This window comes from Brevundimonas sp. (genome assembly GCF_036677305.1).
Taxonomy (GTDB): domain Bacteria; phylum Pseudomonadota; class Alphaproteobacteria; order Caulobacterales; family Caulobacteraceae; genus Brevundimonas.
Map to the genome: position 1 here is coordinate 1 of NZ_JAKFEB010000129.1, position 17,794 is coordinate 17,794.

Genomic DNA, 17,794 nt, shown 5'->3' on the forward strand with positions numbered 1-17,794 from the left:
AACAGCGCCGCAAACCGGCTCGCCCGGCCGGCGTCGGACGCGGTTAACAGGCGCTCGTCAGAAGCGGTAGCTGACGCCCACCCTCAGGTTCCGGCCCGGCAGGGGCGCGACGTCCTTGAGGAAGCTGACGTGTTCGCGGGCCTCCGTATCGGTCAGGTTGTGGCCCTCGGCGAACAGGGTGACGGCCTTGTCGGCGAACGGCCGCCAGGAGCCGGACAGGTTCACCATGGTGTAGCCGTCGGTGCCCAGCTCATAGGCCGCCAGTTCGTCCTGTTCGCCGACGCGGCGGATCTCCAGGGAGGCGTCGAACGGCGTCGAGGTCCAGGCCAGCCGGCCGGTCACGCTCCACGGCGGAATTCGCGCGGCCGGCCCCTGATCGGTCTGTGCGTCGACGAAGTCGGCGGCGCCCTCCAGCGCGAGCGAACGGTCGCCGCTGGTCCACAGGTCGTATTCGCCCTCGACCTCGAAGCCGCGGAACTCGGCGCCCGTCTGGACGAACTGGAAGATCGGGAAGCTCTCGCCGCCGTCCACGAACACCGCGCCCGTGTCGCGCTCATCGATGAAGCCGTCGTATTTCGAGACGTAGAGATGCAGGTCGCCCTGGAACCGGCCGGCGGCGTAGTGGACCGTGCCCTCCAGCGTCGTCACCGTCTCATTGTCCAGCGCGACGTCGCCGCGCTCGTAGACGCCCGTCGCGACGTGCAGGCCGTCGGCGAACAGTTCCACCTCGGACGGCGCCCGTTCGTTGTGGGCCAGGCTCACGCCCAGGAACAGATCGGCCGAGGGCTTGATGAAGGCCGCCGCCGAGCCCGACCAGTTGCCGAAGTCGCGCTCGATCTCGGGGCCGCCGGACAGGGGCGTCGCCGTCACCGAGCGCCGGTCGTAGCGCAGACCGCCTTCCAGCCCCCAGCCGGCGCGATCCAGTCGCTGGACGGTGTATATCCCCGCCTCCTCGATATCGCTGGCGGGCAGGAAGGCCTCGGCGCCGATGGCCTCGAAGGTCCGCGAAAGGGCCTGGACGCCGGTGGCGCCGTTCCAGCCGTTGCGGGTCTGCTGCACCAGATCGGCCCGCGCCTCCTGGCCGTCGGACCGGAAGACGGTGCCGGGATTGCCGGGGCCTTCGAACTCGGTGTGGGTGTAGTCGGCATGGCCGTAGGAGCCGGTCAGCTTCTGGAACAGCCCGCCGTCGAAGCGCAGCTCGCCGCGCAGGTCCTCGCGCGTCTGCTCAAGCTCGATGAAGACGTCCGGCTCGGCCACGGTGCCGTAGGTGCTGGACAGGTCCTTGAACGACGCGCCGATGAAGCCGCGCGCTCCGATCCACGAGGCGCCGACGCCCCAGCTTTCCAGTTGCGAGAAGCTGTTGGGCTGGGTCCCGCCCGGCCCGCGCGCGATCCCTTCCGCATCGGCCAGCCGCTGCGAGATGGCGGGCGAGGGAATGTCGTAGTCGTCCGCCTCCTTCCTCACCCCGTCCACGCTGATCGCGATGGGGCCAAGGCCGAAGGTCGCCCGCGCCGATGTCGACCAGCCCTGGTCGACGGTCGAGGTCTGCGCCGAAACCATGCCGTCCACGCCCTCGGGCATTTCGGTCGGGATGCGGTTGTCCAGCACGTTGACGACGCCGCCGATGGCGGTGCCGCCATAGGCGAGGGTCGCCGGGCCGCGCACGATCTCGATGCGGTTGGCCTCGGCCGGGTCGGTCGCGACCTGGTGGTCGGGCGACACGGAACTGGCGTCGATCAGGCCGATGCCGTTGGTCAGCACCTGCACGCGCGGGCCGCTGAGGCCGCGGATCACAGGCCGGCTGGCCCCCGGCGCGAAATCGGTCGAGCGCATGCCCGGCAGGCCCGCGACCAGATCGCCCAGCGAGGCGGCCGGCGCGGTGGCCAGCGTCTCCTCGTCGATCACGGTGGTGGCGATGGTGGTGGCGCGGGCGCTGATGCCGTAGGGCGCGCCGGTGACGATGATGTCGTCCAGGGTGGTCGGATCCTCCACCGGCGCCACGGTCTGGGCGGCGGCGGCGCCGGTCATGGCGCCCCAGCCGAGAGCGGCGGTCAGGGCGGCGCGGGACACGAGAGACAGGGGCATGCAGGCTTCCGGGGAGGAGAGGATGGTTTGGTGTTACGAGATAACATCACACGTCGTCAAGCGGCTCCGGTTGCGACGGCCGCGGCGAGGGCTTAGCTCTGGCGCATGAGCGAGCACTGCCATCACCATCACGCTGACGGACCGCCGGCCCCCGCCGACGTCGCCCGCGCCATGGGCGAGGCCGACCGCCGCCTGACCGCCGAGGGCGAGCGTATGACGGCCGCCCGGCTGCGCGTGCTGGAGCTGCTGCTGGCCGCCGGCGAGCCGGTGAAGGCCTATGACCTGATCGCCCGCTTCGGCGACGACGGCCAGCCGGCCAAGCCGCCCACCGTCTACCGCGCGCTGGAGTTCCTCGAGCGCAAGGGGCTGGCCCACCGCATCGCCTCGATCAGCGCCTATGTCGCCTGCACCTCGGGGAGCGTGGACCACGCCGCCGCCTTCCTGATCTGCGACTGCTGCGGCGCGACGCAGGAGGTGTCCGCCCCCGTCGCCGGCGATCTGGGCCGGGCCGCCGAGGCCGCCGGCTACGCCATCGTTCGCACCACGATCGAGGCTCACGGCCGCTGTCCGGCCTGCGTCGCGGGCTGAAGCCTTACCCCGCGTGAACTGGCGCGGGCGCCTGCGATCGCCTATCTGCCCTGCATGGACGCGATCCGGCTCTCCCCGCCCCGTCGCCTGAGCCTTCCGGTGTCGAACCGCTGGGGCGAGGGACGCATGAGCGTGCTGGATTTCGGCGACGCCCAACGTCCGGTCGATATCGTCTTCGTCCACGCCAACGGCTTCAACGCCATGACCTACCGCACCCTGCTGGCGCCCCTGTCAGGCAGCCTGCGCATCTGGGCGCCGGACCTGCGCGGTCACGGCGGAACCTCGCTGCCGACCGATTTCGTCGGGCGTCGCCACTGGCACGACCACCGCGACGACCTGATCGCCGTGCTGGACGCCCTCGACGGTCCGCCCGTGATTCTGGCCGGCCACTCGATGGGGGGCACCTCGGCGCTTCTCGCGGCCGCCGAACGCCCGGACCGGGTCGCCGGTCTGGTCCTGCTCGATCCGGTCATCTGGGGCCGGCTGACCGTGGCGGCGTTCAAGCTTCCGTTTTTCGACCGCCTCGCCTCGCGCATTCCGCTGGTGCGCAACGCCCTGCGCCGTCGCGCCGTCTTCGACAGCCGGGAACAGGCGCTGGCCGCCTACGCCGGACGCGGCGCCTTCAAGGGCTGGCCCGAGATGATGCTGGCCGACTATCTGGCCGACGGTCTGGTGGAGACCGCCGAGGGTTTCGTCCTCGCCTGCGATCCGGCGTGGGAGGCCTCCAACTACGCCTCCCAGAGCCACGATCCCTGGCGCGCCCTCAAGCGGGTGGACCGGCCCGTCCGGATCCTGAAGGGCGAACACGGCTCGACCTGCTTCCTGACCGGAACCCCGCGCGCCCTGCCGCATGTCACGGTCGAGACCGTCCCCGGGGGCAACCATTTCTTCCCCATGCTGCGCGCCGACATCGCCCGCGACGCCCTGTTCGACGCAGCCGTCTAGAGGCGCTGGCGCCGGGGCGGGTCAGGGGCTAAACCGCTGCCCATCCGTACGACTGTTTCGTTTTCCAGGACCGTTTCCGACCATGCGCGACATCAACCACTTCATCGACGGCGCCAGCTTCACGGGCGCCTCGGGCCGGTTCTCCGACGTCTTCAACCCCAACACCGGCGAGGTTCAGGCCCGCGTGCAGCTGGCCTCGGTCGCCGAGATGGACCGGGCCGTCCAGGCCGCCCAGAACGCCTTCGAAGGCTGGTCCTCGACCAATCCCCAGCGCCGCGCGCGGGTGATGTTCGAGTTCAAACGCCTGGTCGAGGCGAACATGAACGAGCTGGCCGAACTGCTCTCGTCCGAGCACGGCAAGGTCATCGCCGACTCGAAAGGCGACATCCAGCGCGGGCTTGAGGTCATCGAGTTCGCCTGCGGCATCCCGCACGCGCTGAAGGGCGAATACACCTGGGGCGCCGGCCCCGGCATCGACGTCTATTCGATGCGCCAGCCGCTGGGCGTGGTGGCGGGCATCACCCCGTTCAACTTCCCGGCCATGATCCCGATGTGGATGTTCGGCGTCGCCATCGCCGTCGGCAACACCTTCATCCTCAAGCCGTCGGAGCGCGATCCGTCCCTGCCGGTGCGTCTGGGCGAGCTGATGATGGAGGCGGGGGCGCCGGCCGGCGTGCTGAACGTCGTGCATGGCGACAAGGCCGCGGTCGACGCCATCCTGACCCATCCGCAGATCCACGCCGTCAGCTTCGTCGGCTCGTCCGACATCGCCTCCTATGTCTACCAGACCGGCGCGGCGCACGGGAAACGCGTCCAGGCCATGGGCGGCGCCAAGAACCACGGCATCGTCCTGCCCGACGCCGACATGGACCAGGTGATCAAGGATCTGTCGGGCGCCGCCTACGGCTCGGCCGGCGAACGCTGCATGGCCCTGCCGGTCGTGGTCCCGGTCGGCAAGCAAACAGCGGACATCCTGCGCGAGCGCATGGTCGCCGAGATCCCGTCCATGCGGGTCGGCGTCTCGACCGACGCCGGCGCCCACTACGGCCCCGTCGTCACCGCCCAGCACCGCGCCAAGGTCGCCGGCTGGATCGAACAGGGCGTCAAGGACGGCGCGGAACTGGTCGTCGACGGCCGCGACTTCTCCCTGCAGGGGCACGAGAAGGGCTACTTCATCGGCCCGTCGCTGTTCGACCACGTCATGCCGGACATGGAATCCTACAAGGAGGAGATCTTCGGCCCGGTGCTGCAGATCGTCCGCGCCGCCAGCTTCGAGGAAGCCCTGTCGCTGCCGTCGAAGCACCAGTACGGCAACGGCGTCGCCATCTTCACCCAGAACGGCCGTGCGGCCCGCGACTTCGCCGCCCGGGTCAATGTCGGCATGGTCGGGATCAACGTCCCGATCCCGGTGCCGGTCGCCTATCACACCTTCGGCGGCTGGAAGCGCTCGGCCTTCGGCGACACCAACCAGCACGGCATGGAAGGCGTGAAATTCTGGACCAAGGTCAAGACCGTCACCGCCCGCTGGCCCGACAGCGAGCTGGAGCATGCGGATTCGAGCTTCGTCATCCCCACCATGGGCTGACGGGCTCGCCCTGCGGGCGTTCGCGGCATCGCATTTCGGTGATAGGCGTTATGCTGTCTGAACAGTGAAGCTGGAGCGCCCGTCCACATGCGTCGATTTTTCGTCTGGTCAGCCCTGGCGGCCGTGATCGGCCTGGCAATCGCCATCGGCGGTTTCTGGGCCTACCAGCATTTCTACGCCCGGTTCCAGCCGGTGACGGTTCAGCGCAACCAGGCCTCGATCCAGCAACTGCTGGAACAATCGTCGTGGATTTCGGCCGGCGGCGGCGGCGAGCCCCTGTACATCATCGGCTATCGCGACTCCGCCGCCATGCAGCGCTACGAGATGGAAGAGGTCCCGAAACTGCGCGCTGCGGGGATCGAGGCCCGCATCATCGTGTTCGCCCGCCCGGACCGCGAGGGTCTGGCCCAGTCCACCGCCGCCGAACGCGCGACCGTGGCCGAGCTGTGGCTGACGCGTGACTGGACCCTCTACCAGCGCTGGACCGCCACCCCGGTGCGCAACTGGACCGCCGCGGGCATCCCCGCCGCCGACGGCAATCTGGCGCGCGGCGCCGTGGTCGAGGCCGGGCGCATCTTCGCCGCCAGCCTGACCGAAAAGCTCAATGATGAGGGTCTGCAGACCCGCTATCCGCTGATCATCTGGCGCGACCGCGAGGGCTTCATGAAGGCCTGCGCCTGCTCCGACGCCCGATCGTGGACCTTCATCCGCGACGACCTCGATGCGCCCGACCGGATCGAGACGCCGGCTGTCGCGCCGGGCGATCCCGCCGTCTATCCCGGCGACGGCAGCCCCGAGAGCCTGCCCTATCCCGATCTGCAACCGGTTCCGCCCGCCGACGGGGCCGCGCCCGCCCCGGCTCCCGGAACCGCGCCCATCGCTCCGCGCCCGGCGACGCCGCCGGCGCCGCGCAAGGCGCCGGAGCCCAGGCAGGCTGAAGACACGACCTTCTTCTGATTTCTCAGCCGATCGGCGCCCAATAAATCCGTGCATCCCCGCGAAGGCGGGGACCCAGTGCTTTGGGTAATCCAGCAAGGGTGATGATCCGCCAACCGCAGTCCTGAAACACCGGCGTCAAGCTGGACAGAACTGGGTCCCCGCCTTCGCGGGGATGCTCGGCAGAGTGCGCCTAGAGCGCCCGTTTGCAGGCGGCGATCAGCCGTTCGACGTCGGCCGCGTCCTGGTAGAGGCCGAAGCCGAAGCGGATGACGTCGTCGCGCACGTCGGTGACGACGCCCGCGTCGAGCAGCCTTTCCTTCCAGGCCGAGGCCTTGTCGTGGCGGAAGGCGAGGAAGCGCGCGCGGCCGGCTTCGCCCGTCACGGGATTGATCAGTCCGGCCTCGACCAGCTTGCCGGCCTCGCCGCCTGCGACCGCCGCCTGGAACCGCTGCATCAGCGCCCGGGCATGGGCGGAGATGTCGGCGGTGGTCAGTCCGGCGTCCCTGAGCGCGGCGCGGACGGCGTTGAACCGGTACAGGGGCGACACGTCGAAGGTCGCGCCCCAGAAGCGGCCGCCGTCGGCGCGGTACTGCACCCCGCCCGGAGGCCCCGACAGATCCCCGAACTCGGCGAACCAGCCCGTGATCACCGGCCGCGGGCAGTAGCCGTCCGGGGCGTGCAGGAAGCAGACGCCCTCGCCCGACATGGCGTATTTGTAGCCCCCGGCCAGATAGAAGACGCGGTCCGCCACCGCGCCCAGATCGGTCGGCGTCGCCATGAAGCCGTGATAGCCGTCGATCACCACCCAGGGGCCGGCCGGGTCCGCCAGCGCGGCCAGCTCATTGATCCCGCCGAACACCTGACCGGTGCGGAAGAAGACCTGGCTGACGACGATCAGATCGAAAGCGCCGGCCTTCGCGGCCGCCAGGAACCGCGCGTCGAAGGTGTCGAACGGCTCCAGCGGCACGCGGGTGATCAAGGCCTCGCCCGCCTCCTCCCAGCGCTCGCCCTGCCGCCGGAACGAGTGGAACTCGCCGTCTGTCGACAGGATGCGGACGGGCTTGCGCTCAAGGCCTGACACCACGCGCAGCAGCAGGTCGTGGGTGTTGGGGGCGAACACCACGGTGTTCGGGTCGGGCAGGTTCAGCTCCCGGGCCACCTCGGCCTGGGCGGCGGGCACGACCTCGCCGAAGATCAGGTCCCATTTCCGGTCCGCGAACCGGTTGGCCTCGACCCAGGCCTGGACCTGCCCGTCGAAACTGGCGTCGGGCCACAGATGATGGCTGTGCGCCGCGAAATGCAGCCGCTCGGGATCCAGCGACAGGGCGCGGGAGAACAGGTCCTTGCGGCTCATCTCGGCTCTCCTGCGGCCCGGGTCTTCACTGTCTCATTCGTATCCGAAGTCACAGCCGAAACCGTCGTCGAATTCCTCGACGAAGTATCACCCTCCGCGCTCACGCAGCGAGCGACCGCGTCGCGAGCGATAGCGCCCTTAAATGAGGCTGCCGTGGCAGTGTTTGAACTTGCGGCCCGAGCCGCAGGGGCAGTTCGAGTTCCGCGGCGTGCGCTCCCAGCCGACGGGCAGGACGTCGACCGGCAGACGGGCGCGGTCGTCGCCTTCCAGCGCGCCTTCCGGCAGCTGGGCCAGCGGATTGGCCATCTCGTTCTCGCCGGTGCCGGGGTTCAGGTGGATTTCCTGGAACTCGGGCATCTCCATCGCCGGCGGCTGTTCGAAGCGGAACTCCACCGTCATCAGCCAGCGGGTGACGTTGTGGCGCAGCTCGTACAGCAGCGTCTCGAACAGGTTGAAGGCCTCGGTCTTGTACTCGTTCAGCGGATCACGCTGGCCGTAGCCGCGCAGGCCGATGACGCCGCGCAGGTGGTCCAGATGGACAAGGTGCTCGCGCCACTGCATGTCGATCATCTGCAGCAGGAACTGCTTTTCGAGGCCGCGCGTCTGGTCGGCGCCGATCTGCTCCAGACGCTCGGCGGCGCGGGCGTCGGCGGCGGCGACGACCCGCTCCTCGATCTCCTCGTTGGAGACGCCCTCCTCGGCGGCCCAGTCAGCCAGCGGCAATTCGAGACCCAGGGTGGCGCGAATCCGTTCGTCCAGACCCTCGATGTCCCACTGCTCCGCATAGGCCTTGGGCGGCATGTGCTTTTCGATGAGGTCCGAGATCACGTCGTTGCGGAACTCGCCGACCAGTTCGGACAGGTCCTCGGAGTCCATGAACTCCTGGCGCTGCTCGAACACGGCCTTGCGCTGGTCGTTCACGACGTCGTCGTACTTCAGCAGGTTCTTGCGGATGTCGTAGTTGCGGGTCTCGACGCGCTTCTGGGCGGTCTCGACGGCGCGGTTCAGCCAGGGGTGGGAGATGGCCTCGCCCTCGGCCACGCCGAAGCTGCGCATGATGGCGTCCAGACGGTCGCCGGCGAAGATGCGCAGCAGGTCGTCCTCGCAGGACAGGAAGAATTTCGACGTGCCGGGGTCGCCCTGACGGCCGGTGCGGCCGCGCAGCTGGTTGTCGATGCGGCGGCTCTCGTGGCGCTCGGTGCCGAGGACGAACAGGCCGCCGGCGGCCAGCGACTTCTGCTTCTGCACGGCGATGTCCGCCTTCAGACGGGCCTCTTCCTCGGCCTCCATCTCCGGCGTGACCTCGACGGCCATGTTGCGGTTTTCCTGGCGCCACTTCTGCAGCCGCATTTCCAGGTTGCCGCCCAGCTGGATGTCGGTGCCGCGGCCCGCCATGTTGGTGGCGATGGTCACCACGCCGGGCAGGCCGGCGTCGGCGACGATATAGGCTTCCTGCTCGTGCTGGCGGGCGTTCAGCACGCTGTGCGGAATGCCCTTGCCGCGCTTGACCTCGATGTCGAAGTCCTCGTCCTTCAGGGCCGAATAGGCCTTCTTCGCCTCGCGGCGGACCTTCTCGTCCTCGCTGACGACCATCTCCATCAGATGGGCGTGCTGCGGCTTCAGCGTCTTGAGCGTGACCTCGTATTCGTGGGTCTCGAGCAGTTTCGACAGGGTCTCGGACTTCTCGATCGAGACGGTGCCGACGAGGATCGGCTGGCCCTTGACGTGGCATTCGGCGATCAGGCCGGCGATGGCCAGGTTCTTCTCGCGCTCGGTGCGGAAGATCTCGTCGTCATGGTCGATGCGTTTGACGGGCCGGTTGGTCGGCACCTCCAGCACGTCCATCTTGTAGATGTCGAGGAACTCCTGCGCCTCGGTCGCGGCCGTGCCGGTCATGCCGGACAGCTTTTCGTAGAGGCGGAAATAGTTCTGGATCGTGACCGAGGCCAGGGTCTGGTTCTCGGGCATGATCTTCACGCCCTCCTTGGCCTCGATGGCCTGGTGCAGGCCTTCGGACAGGCGGCGCCCGGTCATCATCCGGCCCGTGAACTCATCGATCAGCATGACCTCGCCGGCCTTGATGATGTAGTCCTTGTCCTTCTGGTACAGGGTGTTGGCGCGCAGGGCCTGGTTGATGTGGTGGACCAGGCTGACGTTGGCGGCGTCGTACAGGCCGGTGGTGTCGGCCGCGAACAGGCCGCGCGCCTCCATGATCTCCTCGATCCTCTCGGAGCCCTCCTCGGTCAGCAGCGCCTGACGCTGTTTCTCGTCGAGGTCGAAGGTCGCCTTGTCCTGGATCAGTTCCTTGATGATGCCGTCGACGATCAGATAGAGGTCCGACCGGTCCTCGGTCGGGCCCGAGATGATCAGCGGCGTGCGCGCCTCGTCGATCAGGATCGAGTCGACCTCGTCGACGATGGCGAAATGGTGCGGACGCTGCACCATCTCCTTGCGGTCGTAGACCAGGTTGTCGCGCAGATAGTCGAAGCCGAATTCGTTGTTGGTGCCGTAGGTGATGTCGGCGGCATAGGCGGCCTGACGCTGGCCCGACGACAGACCGTTGACGATCACGCCCACTTCCATGCCGAGGAAGCGGTAGACCCGGCCCATCCATTCGGCGTCGCGCCGCGCCAGATAGTCGTTGACGGTGATGACGTGCACGCCCTTGCCGGACAGGGCGTTCAGATACACGGCCGCCACGGCGACCAGGGTCTTGCCTTCGCCGGTCCGCATCTCCGCGATGCCGCCGTCGTGCAGGATCATGCCGCCGGCCAGCTGGACGTCGTACTGACGCTGGCCCAGGACCCGCTTGGACGCCTCGCGGGCGACCGCGAAGGCCTCGTTCATGATCTTGTCGAGGGTTTCGCCCGCCGCCAGCCGGTCGCGGAAGGCGTCGGTCATCATCCGCAGCTCGTCGTCGCTGAGCGCCGCATACTTCGGCTCCAGCGCGTTGATCTTCTGGACCCGGCCCATGAAGTCCTTGACCTTGCGGTCGTTGGAGGAGCCGAAAATCTTCTTGGCGATGCCGAGCATGAATGTTCCGAAGGCGGGCGAGCGACAGGGGCTCTGGTACTGAAAGGAGCGGCGACGACGTTGTTCCGGGGTCCGCGGCGTCAGACGGCCCGGAGCGCCTGTACAGGCGCGCGCGAGGGCCGCGCGAACGTTCGAAAACCCCTCGACTTGGGCGCAGGCGGGACTTAAGCACCGACCTTATCCCTGTCAACGCGAGGGCCTTTCAGGCCCCGTGACGGAGCGCGCCCCATATGCGGCTTTTCACCCCCTTCGCCCCCGCCCTCACGACCCGTGTCATGATCGCCGCCTGTATGGCGCTTTCCCTCGGCGTGGCGGCCTGCGGCCGGGGCGGCGGCTCGGACCGTCCGCCCGAGCCGGGCGACCGGGCCGTGGCCAGGGTCCAGGACCAGACCATCTGGGCCTCGGACGTCAAGCGCGAGGCGGTGGCCCAGGGGCTGGTCGGCGAGGGCGAACCCCTTGATGTGACGAGCGACCTGTTCCGCCGCGTGCTGGACGAGGTCATCGACCAGAAGCTGCTGGCCACCGAGGCCGATCGCCGGGGTCTGGACAACTCCGCCCTGGCCCAGCGCCGTCTGGAGGCGACCCGCGAACGCATCCTCGGCGACATGCTGGTCGAGACCGTCGTCAACGGCACGATCTCCGACCGCGCGGTCGAGACCATCTATCAGGAGCAGGTCCGGCTGGCGCAGACCTCCGAGGAAATCCGCGTCCGGCTGATCCTGTCGCGCACCCGGCCCGAAGCGGACGCCGTCATCGGCATCCTGGCCCAGGGGGCCGCCTTCGAGGCCGTGGCCGCCGAAAGCTCGATCGACGACGCGACCCGCTATTCGGGCGGCGACCTCGGCTACCGGACGCTGGACGTCATGCCCGAGGCCTACGCCAACGCCCTGCGCGACAAGCCCGCCGGCTCGACCGTCGGCCCGTTCCAGACCGAGGGCGGCTGGGCCGTGCTGCGGGTCGAGGACCGCCGCCGGGAGACCCCGCCGACGCTGGAGCAGGCCCGGCCGCAGATCGTGCGCTACCTGACCTATGAGGGCGTGCGCCAGTTGCTGGAGCAGCTGCGGGGCAAGGCCAAGGTCGACATCCTGCTGGAAGGCGACGCCGGCGGATCGCAGGAGCCGGCATCGGCGCCCCGCCCGGCCGCGACGCCCGCGCCGGGGGCCCCGGTTCCCGCGGCCCCCGCCGTCGCGGCGAAGAAATCATGAGCCGCCCGCCCAAGGGTCGCGCCTCGACCGGCCAGAAGATCGAACAGGCGCTGGAAAAGGCGCTGGACCCGCTGGCCACGGCGCTGAAGCGCGCCACCGCCTCCGCCCCGGCCCGGGCCGCGCCCGGCAAGCCCGGGCTGGAAGTGTCGCCGCTCGCCGTGCCCTTCCCGACGATTCCGCCCATCGGCGGGGTCGAGATCGCCACGGCCCGGGCCGGCTTCTACAAGCACGAGCGCGACGACCTGGTCGTCTTCCGCTTCGCCCGCGGCACGACCTGCGCAGGGGTCTTCACCCGTCACAAGATCGGCTCGGCGCCCGTCGACTGGTGCAAGCGCCATCTGGACGCCCCGGACGGCGGCAACGACGTCCGCGGGCTGGTGATCAACGCCGGCTGCGCCAACGCCTTCACCGGCAAGGCCGGGGCGGACGCCGCCCGCCGCACCGCCTCCGAGACCGCCAAACGCTTCGGCTGCCGCCAGCGCGACGTCATGCTGGCCTCGACCGGGGTGATCGGCGTGGTTCTGGACGACCGCAAGATCACCGCCCGCCTGAACGACCTCGAGGTCGCGCTCGACGGCGACATGCACCCGACCGACCAGTGGACCCGCGCCGGTCTGGGCATCATGACCACCGACACCTTCCCCAAGGGGTCGTACGCCGAGTGCAAAATCGACGGTCACACCGTCCGCATCGCCGGCATCGCCAAGGGCTCGGGCATGATCGCGCCCGACATGGCCACCATGCTGGGCTTCATCGTCACCGACGCCGCCATCGCCCCGCCGGTGCTGCGCGCCCTGCTGGGGCTGCACGTCCGCACCACCTTCAACAGCGTCACGGTCGACGGCGACACCTCGACCAATGACACCTGCCTGCTGTTCGCCACCGGCTCGTCGGGCGCGCCGCGCATCGGCCGGGTCGGCGACCGCCGGCTGAAGGAATTCTCGGCCGCCCTCGACAGGGTCATGCTGGACCTCGCCCATCAACTGGTGCGCGACGGCGAGGGGGCGACCAAATTCGTCCGCGTCACCGTCGACGGCGCCGCCAGCCCGGCCTCGGCCCGGAAACTGGCCAAGTCGATCGCCGACAGTCCGCTGGTGAAGACCGCCCTCGCCGGCGAGGACGCCAACTGGGGCCGCGTCGTGATGGCCGTCGGCAAGACCGAGGAGCCGGTCGACCGCGACCGCCTGGCCATCCGCTTCGGGCCGCACGTCGCCGCCATCGAGGGCGCGCCCTCGCCCCACTACGACGAGGCGAAGATGAGCGCCTATATGAAGAACGCCGAGATCGACATCACCGTCGACGTCGGCTCCGGCCGCGCCTCGGCCACGGTCTGGACCTGCGACCTGACCAAACGCTACGTCGAGATCAACGGCGACTACCGCTCGTGAGCGAGGAGCTGCCCACCGTCCTCGTCGTCGCCGTGGCCCTGATCGACGCGGACGGCCGCGTGCTGATCGCCCAGCGGCCCGAGGGGAAACAGCTGGCCGGCCTGTGGGAATTCCCGGGCGGCAAGGTCGAGCCCGGCGAACGGCCCGAGGCGGCCCTGATCCGCGAACTGAAGGAAGAGCTGGGCATCGACGTCAACGAGGCCTGCCTGGCCCCGTTCGTGTTTACCAGCCACGCTTACGAATCCTTTCACCTGTTGATGCCACTCTGGTTGTGCCGACGCTGGTCGGGGGTTGTGCAGAACCGCGAGCACGCGGCGCTGAAATGGGTGAGGCCGAACCAGCTTTCGGACTGGCCCATGCCTCCGGCCGATGAACCTCTGGTCGCCTGGTTGCGCGACCTGCTCTAGCCGCCGGGGAGGGGGCCGATGCTGCGACGCTTCCTTTCCCGCTTCGGGCGCGACGAGCGCGGAGCCACGGCCATCGAATACGGCCTGATCCTGTCGCTGATGTTCCTCGTCATCATCGGCGCCCTGCACGCCTTCGGCGACGCCGCGGACGGCCTGTTCCAGCGCACGATGAACGCCATCCGGAACGCGATGGGCGGCTAGTCCTCGCCCGTCTGTTCCTTCACGCCCAGCGCATCCGCCAGCCGCATCTTCGCCGAGCCCCTCGGCAGCGGCTTCTGCTGGCTTTCGTGCGGGGCCCAGCCGGCCAGGTGGACGATCTCGAAGGTCGCCGGAATCCGCCCGTCGGCCTCGCCGTACCGCCCGGCGTAGAGTTCCGCCGCACGCCCAGCGATTCCGCGCGTCAGCGGCCGCAGCGGCCCGGCCAGCACATTCGTCTCGCCCATGGCCCGCAGGTCCCGCACCAGGGCGAACAGGTCCGGATAGCGCACCGTCACCCGGTCCACATCGGCCACCGGCAGCGCGAAGCCGGCCCGCTGCAGCAACGCCGCCCCGTCGAACCCGTCCGCAAAGGGCGACACCCGCGCCTGCGCCCCGCCGCGCGCCTCCAGCTCGGCCTCGGTCAGCACCGCGCGCAGCTCCTTCAGCGTCCCGGCGCCCAGCAGCGTCCCGAGGAACAGCCCGTCCGGCTTCAGCGCGCGCCGGATCTGGGCCAGGGCGCCGGGCAGGTCGTTGGCCCAGTGCAGGCTCATCAGCGAGACGATGAGATCCTGCGACTGATCGGGGACGTCCAGCGCCGCCGCGCCCGGCGCCGCCCGGGCCGCGCGGTCGCCCATCGCGATCACCTGGCCGACCCGCCCCCCGGCCGCGCTGCCGGCCAGGGCCGCGGCGAAGAGGCCGGGATGGGCCGAAAGGTCCAGCGCCTTCGGCCACTCCCGCATCAGGGCCTCCAGACTGCCCACCGCGTTTTCCGCGGCGCGGAGGTGGAGGAAATCCGCGCGGCCGATTGCCGGCTCGCTGCGGGCAAGCCTTGCCGTTCGGCGAGGAACGTCGAAGATGCGGGGGGGACCGGAGGAGGCGTTCATGAACGTGCAGGATGGGGGCTGGCGGGGCCGATTGAAAGCGGGCGGCGCACAGATCACCCGCGGCGCGCGGTCGCTGGGCCGCGGCCTGACCGATCTGCTGCTGCCGCCGCTGGCCTGGGACAGCCCCGAAGCCGCCGCCTCGGCCGGACTGACGCCCGACGCCTGGGGCCGCGTCGTGTTTCTGGAAGATCCCGTCTGCGACGGCTGCGGCGCCGGTTTCGAGGTGGACGGCGGCGTCTTCGCCTCGCCGCGCTGCGCCGCCTGTATCGCCCAACCCTACGCCTTCGACCGGGCCCGGGCCGCCTGCGTCTATGACGCCGCCTCGCGCGGTCTCATCCTGAAATTCAAGCACGGCGACCACCAGCCCTTCGCCCCGCTGTTCGCCCGCTGGGTCAGCCGTGCGGCCGCGCCCCTGCTGGAACAGGCCGACGCCGTGGCCCCCGTGCCCCTGCACCGCCTGCGCCTGCTGTCGCGCCGCTTCAACCAGGCCGCCGAGATCGCCCGGCCGCTGGCCCGCGACGCAGGTCTCGACTATCTGCCCGACGCCCTGATCCGCCGGACGCACACCGCCAGCCAGGGCGGCAAGTCCGCGCGCGGCCGTCGCCTCAACGTCGGCAAGGCCTTTTCCGTCACGGCCGAGGGGCGCCGCCGGATCAAGGGCCGCCGCATCCTTCTGGTCGATGACGTGTTGACCACGGGCGCCACCGCCGAGGCCTGCGCCCGCGCCCTGCTGGAAGCCGGAGCGCGCGCCGTCGACCTCGCGGTCGTCGCCCGGGTGCGAACCGCCCGGGAATTGCCTATGTAGGCGGATCAGTTTTCAGGAGTGCCCCTTGGCCGACGTCGTCATCTACACCAAGCCCGGTTGCGGCTACTGCCACGCCGCCAAGGCCCTGCTGGACGAGAAGGGGGCCGAGTACGAGGAGATCGTCGCCTCCAGCGATCCCGCGAAGAAGCAGGAGATGATCCAGCGCTCGGGCGGACGCATGACCTTCCCCCAGATCTTCATCGACGGAAAACACGTCGGCGGTTCCGACGACCTGCACGCCCTTGACCGCAAGGGCGCGCTGGACGCATTGCTCGAGGCCTGATGGCCCCGCTTCCGATCGCCCTGATCCAGACCCGAACCCCCGACTCGGCGGCCGCGGCCTTCGCCCATGTCGAACCGCTGATCCGTGAAGCGGCCGCGGGCGGGGCGAAACTGATCCTGACGCCGGAAGCGTCCAACTTCATGATCCGGGACAAGGACCGCCGCCAGGCCGCCCTGACCGGCCAGGACAGCGACGGAGCCGTCGTCGCCCTGCGCGGTCTGGCGCGCGAACTCGGGGTCTGGCTGCTGATCGGCTCGGCCATCGTCCGCTCGGGCCACGACGGCGACGACCGCGCCGCCAACCGTTCGCTGCTGATCGACGACCGGGGCGAGATCGTCTCGAGCTACGACAAGCTGCACGTCTTCGACGTCGACCTGCCGACCGGCGAGCGCTGGCGCGAGAGCGCCACGGTCCGGCCCGGCGACGAAGCCGTCGTCGCCGACACGCCCTGGGGCAGGCTGGGCCTGACCATCTGCTACGACATCCGCTTTCCGCATCTGTATCGGGCGCTCGCGAAAGCCGGCGCGGTGATGATCGCCGTGCCTGCGGCGTTCACCGTGCCCACCGGCGAGGCGCATTGGGAAACCATGCTGCGCGCCCGCGCCATCGAGACCGGGTGCTGGATCCTGGCCCCCGCACAGGCGGGGACCCACGACGACGGACGCCGGACCTGGGGTCGCTCGACGGTGGTCGCGCCCTGGGGCGAGGTCGCGGCGAAACTGGATCACGACGCCCCCGGCGTGCTATTCGCGACGCTGGATTTCGACGCCGTCGACCGCGCCCGCGCGGCCATTCCCCAACTGACCCACGACCGCGATTTCGCGGGACCGACCCCGTTCGTTTCATGATCCGCTACGCCCTGCAGTGCGAGCACGAACACGGTTTCGAGGCCTGGTTCAGCGCCTCGGCCGACTATGACGACCAGGCGGCGCGCGGTCTGGTCGAATGCCCGCTGTGCGGCTCGCGTGCGGTGATCAAACAGATCATGTCCCCCGCCGTCGCCGGCGCGAGGAAGCGCGAGGCCGGTCCCGATCTGGCGACCATGCAGACCCTGATCCAGCAGGCGGCGCGCGAGGCGCGCAGCCATGTCGAACAGAATTTCGACTACGTCGGCGACGCCTTCGCCCGCGAGGCGCGCGACATCCACGAGGGGCGCTCCGAGAAGCGCGAAATCTACGGCGAGGCCACCCCCGCCGAGGTCCGGAAGCTCAGGGAGGACGGCGTCCCCTGCGCGCCCCTGCCGCCAGATCCCGCCAAGGCCCACTGAGTGGCGGACGAGGGGGAGCGCTATCAGGAGCACGACCCGCCGGAGTCCCTGCGTCCCTTCGTCCGCACCCTCTGGACCTACGCCGCGCCCGCGCCCGAACCGACGGTCCAGCGCATCGCCCCGGACGGCTGCCCCGAACTGATCCTCGACATCGGCTCGCCCTATGAGGAACAGGGCGACGACGGCGTCTTCCGCCTCCAGCCCCGGGCCCTGTTCGCCGGCCAGATGACGAGGCCGCTGGCCCTGCGCCCCGTCGGGCCGGTCGAACTGGTGGCCGTGCGGTTCGAGCCCGACGGCGCGCGCGACTGGCTGGGACACGCCGCCTCGGAGGCGACCGACCGGCGCCTCGACATGACCGGCCGGCTGGCGGGAGTCCGGGCCCCGGCCGGCGATCCCGCCGCGCAGGTCGAGGTCATGGTTCGTCTGCTGGAGGACCACCGCCGCCGTGTCGGCTGGTCAGCGGACCCGGTCGTCCGGGCCGAGATCGAGGCGGCCTCAGCGGACCAGCCTTCGGCCGTCCGTTCGCCGGCGGACCAGCGCGCGCTCCAGCGGCGCTTCAGCGACCGGGTCGGCGTTCCGCCGCGCATGCTGCGTTCGATCCTGCGCTTCCGCCGCGTCTTCGATCACGCCCAGGGACCCGAGGCCCTCGGCTGGCTCGAGGCGGGTCTGGAGGCGGGGTATTTCGACCAGCCGCAGCTGGCCCGCGACTTCCGCCGCTTCCTCGGCTGCACGGCCACCGAATGGGCCCGCGACCAGATCGGGCTGGCGCGCCGGATCGCGTCGCAATCCTACAAGCCCGGCCCGCTGTCCCCGCACTAGGGTCGGCGC

General features: G+C 70.0%; 17 protein-coding genes. 13 read left to right on the forward strand and 4 right to left on the reverse strand.

Translation table 11 applies throughout. The features are described 5' to 3' along the window. Positions 1-57 precede the first annotated feature (57 nt). Positions 58-2,085, reverse strand: a complete 2,028-nt coding sequence (locus V6M42_RS07565; RefSeq protein WP_332678056.1) for a TonB-dependent receptor — start codon at positions 2,083-2,085, stop codon at positions 58-60. 105 nt (positions 2,086-2,190) lie between these two features. Here V6M42_RS07565 and V6M42_RS07570 point away from each other — a divergent pair, with 105 nt between their 5' ends. The 4 genes from V6M42_RS07570 (at position 2,191) to V6M42_RS07585 (ending at position 6,160) form a co-directional block, all read left to right on the forward strand. Continuing rightward, positions 2,191-2,673, forward strand: a complete 483-nt coding sequence (locus V6M42_RS07570; protein ID WP_332678057.1) for a Fur family transcriptional regulator — start codon at positions 2,191-2,193, stop codon at positions 2,671-2,673. Positions 2,674-2,727: 54 nt separating this feature from the next. After that, positions 2,728-3,618, forward strand: coding sequence for an alpha/beta fold hydrolase (locus V6M42_RS07575; RefSeq protein WP_332678058.1), 891 nt, complete (start codon positions 2,728-2,730; stop codon positions 3,616-3,618). A gap of 82 nt (positions 3,619-3,700) precedes the next feature. Then, entirely contained in the window at positions 3,701-5,203 is a 1,503-nt protein-coding gene (locus V6M42_RS07580; protein WP_332678059.1) for a CoA-acylating methylmalonate-semialdehyde dehydrogenase, read from the forward strand. Positions 5,204-5,290: 87 nt separating this feature from the next. Continuing rightward, positions 5,291-6,160, forward strand: coding sequence for a hypothetical protein (locus V6M42_RS07585; protein WP_332678060.1), 870 nt, complete (start codon positions 5,291-5,293; stop codon positions 6,158-6,160). Positions 6,161-6,332: 172 nt separating this feature from the next. Here the strand turns inward: V6M42_RS07585 and V6M42_RS07590 are convergent, their stop codons facing one another. Beyond that, positions 6,333-7,496: a kynureninase/PvdN C-terminal domain-containing protein gene (locus V6M42_RS07590; protein ID WP_332678061.1), complete on the reverse strand. Its 1,164-nt coding sequence runs from the start codon at positions 7,494-7,496 to the stop codon at positions 6,333-6,335. 138 nt (positions 7,497-7,634) lie between these two features. Then, complete coding sequence (secA, locus tag V6M42_RS07595) at positions 7,635-10,529, reverse strand: preprotein translocase subunit SecA (protein ID WP_332678062.1); 2,895 nt, start codon at positions 10,527-10,529, stop codon at positions 7,635-7,637. A gap of 230 nt (positions 10,530-10,759) precedes the next feature. Here secA and V6M42_RS07600 point away from each other — a divergent pair, with 230 nt between their 5' ends. Genes V6M42_RS07600 through V6M42_RS07615 form a run of 4 tightly spaced genes read left to right on the forward strand, consistent with a single transcriptional unit; the run spans position 10,760 to position 13,730 of the window. Then, positions 10,760-11,734, forward strand: a complete 975-nt coding sequence (locus V6M42_RS07600) for a peptidyl-prolyl cis-trans isomerase (protein ID WP_442880935.1) — start codon at positions 10,760-10,762, stop codon at positions 11,732-11,734. Beyond that, complete coding sequence (gene argJ, locus V6M42_RS07605; protein ID WP_332678063.1) at positions 11,731-13,122, forward strand: bifunctional glutamate N-acetyltransferase/amino-acid acetyltransferase ArgJ; 1,392 nt, start codon at positions 11,731-11,733, stop codon at positions 13,120-13,122. The genes V6M42_RS07600 and argJ overlap by 4 nt, the downstream gene beginning before the upstream one ends. Before the next feature lie 8 nt (positions 13,123-13,130). Further along, positions 13,131-13,529 (forward strand): (deoxy)nucleoside triphosphate pyrophosphohydrolase, encoded by a 399-nt coding sequence (locus tag V6M42_RS07610; RefSeq protein WP_332661142.1) that lies wholly within the window; start codon positions 13,131-13,133, stop codon positions 13,527-13,529. 18 nt (positions 13,530-13,547) lie between these two features. Further along, the gene (locus tag V6M42_RS07615) at positions 13,548-13,730 is read left to right on the forward strand and encodes a Flp family type IVb pilin (RefSeq protein ID WP_442880936.1); all 183 of its coding nucleotides are present in this window, start codon (positions 13,548-13,550) and stop codon (positions 13,728-13,730) included. Here V6M42_RS07615 and V6M42_RS07620 read toward each other — a convergent pair. Continuing rightward, the gene (locus V6M42_RS07620) at positions 13,727-14,611 is read right to left on the reverse strand and encodes a methyltransferase domain-containing protein (RefSeq protein ID WP_332678064.1); all 885 of its coding nucleotides are present in this window, start codon (positions 14,609-14,611) and stop codon (positions 13,727-13,729) included. The genes V6M42_RS07615 and V6M42_RS07620 overlap by 4 nt on opposite strands. Between V6M42_RS07620 and V6M42_RS07625 the strand changes: the two genes are divergently transcribed. From V6M42_RS07625 to V6M42_RS07645, 5 genes are read left to right on the forward strand one after another with little or no spacing between them, the layout of a single operon-like run. Beyond that, positions 14,610-15,416 (forward strand): ComF family protein, encoded by an 807-nt coding sequence (locus V6M42_RS07625; RefSeq protein ID WP_332661102.1) that lies wholly within the window; start codon positions 14,610-14,612, stop codon positions 15,414-15,416. The two genes, V6M42_RS07620 and V6M42_RS07625, sit on opposite strands and share 2 nt — an antisense overlap. Before the next feature lie 25 nt (positions 15,417-15,441). Beyond that, positions 15,442-15,699 (forward strand): glutaredoxin 3, encoded by a 258-nt coding sequence (gene grxC / locus V6M42_RS07630; protein ID WP_332661104.1) that lies wholly within the window; start codon positions 15,442-15,444, stop codon positions 15,697-15,699. Further along, positions 15,699-16,547, forward strand: a complete 849-nt coding sequence (locus V6M42_RS07635; protein ID WP_442880937.1) for a carbon-nitrogen hydrolase family protein — start codon at positions 15,699-15,701, stop codon at positions 16,545-16,547. Before grxC ends, V6M42_RS07635 begins: the two co-directional genes overlap by 1 nt. Then, complete coding sequence (locus tag V6M42_RS07640) at positions 16,544-16,966, forward strand: DUF1178 family protein (protein ID WP_332661106.1); 423 nt, start codon at positions 16,544-16,546, stop codon at positions 16,964-16,966. Before V6M42_RS07635 ends, V6M42_RS07640 begins: the two co-directional genes overlap by 4 nt. Then, positions 16,967-17,785 carry an AraC family transcriptional regulator gene (locus V6M42_RS07645; protein WP_332678065.1) on the forward strand — a complete coding sequence of 273 codons (819 nt, stop codon included), beginning with the start codon at positions 16,967-16,969 and terminating at the stop codon, positions 17,783-17,785. Positions 17,786-17,794: the final 9 nt, after the last annotated feature.

What these genes read in the sequence shown, in the direction of transcription:
- V6M42_RS07600 (WP_442880935.1), top strand. Translation starts at nt 10,760, where the DNA reads ATGCGGCTTTTCACCCCCTTCGCCCCCGCCCTCACGACCCGTGTCATG.
- V6M42_RS07580 (WP_332678059.1), top strand. Translation starts at nt 3,701, where the DNA reads ATGCGCGACATCAACCACTTCATCGACGGCGCCAGCTTCACGGGCGCC.
- V6M42_RS07640 (WP_332661106.1), top strand. Translation starts at nt 16,544, where the DNA reads ATGATCCGCTACGCCCTGCAGTGCGAGCACGAACACGGTTTCGAGGCC.
- V6M42_RS07570 (WP_332678057.1), top strand. Translation starts at nt 2,191, where the DNA reads ATGAGCGAGCACTGCCATCACCATCACGCTGACGGACCGCCGGCCCCC.
- V6M42_RS07590 (WP_332678061.1), bottom strand. Translation starts at nt 7,496, where the DNA reads ATGAGCCGCAAGGACCTGTTCTCCCGCGCCCTGTCGCTGGATCCCGAG.
- V6M42_RS07565 (WP_332678056.1), bottom strand. Translation starts at nt 2,085, where the DNA reads ATGCCCCTGTCTCTCGTGTCCCGCGCCGCCCTGACCGCCGCTCTCGGC.
- argJ (WP_332678063.1), top strand. Translation starts at nt 11,731, where the DNA reads ATGAGCCGCCCGCCCAAGGGTCGCGCCTCGACCGGCCAGAAGATCGAA.
- V6M42_RS07625 (WP_332661102.1), top strand. Translation starts at nt 14,610, where the DNA reads ATGAACGTGCAGGATGGGGGCTGGCGGGGCCGATTGAAAGCGGGCGGC.
- V6M42_RS07635 (WP_442880937.1), top strand. Translation starts at nt 15,699, where the DNA reads ATGGCCCCGCTTCCGATCGCCCTGATCCAGACCCGAACCCCCGACTCG.
- V6M42_RS07620 (WP_332678064.1), bottom strand. Translation starts at nt 14,611, where the DNA reads ATGAACGCCTCCTCCGGTCCCCCCCGCATCTTCGACGTTCCTCGCCGA.
- V6M42_RS07585 (WP_332678060.1), top strand. Translation starts at nt 5,291, where the DNA reads ATGCGTCGATTTTTCGTCTGGTCAGCCCTGGCGGCCGTGATCGGCCTG.
- V6M42_RS07615 (WP_442880936.1), top strand. Translation starts at nt 13,548, where the DNA reads ATGCTGCGACGCTTCCTTTCCCGCTTCGGGCGCGACGAGCGCGGAGCC.
- V6M42_RS07575 (WP_332678058.1), top strand. Translation starts at nt 2,728, where the DNA reads ATGGACGCGATCCGGCTCTCCCCGCCCCGTCGCCTGAGCCTTCCGGTG.
- secA (WP_332678062.1), bottom strand. Translation starts at nt 10,529, where the DNA reads ATGCTCGGCATCGCCAAGAAGATTTTCGGCTCCTCCAACGACCGCAAG.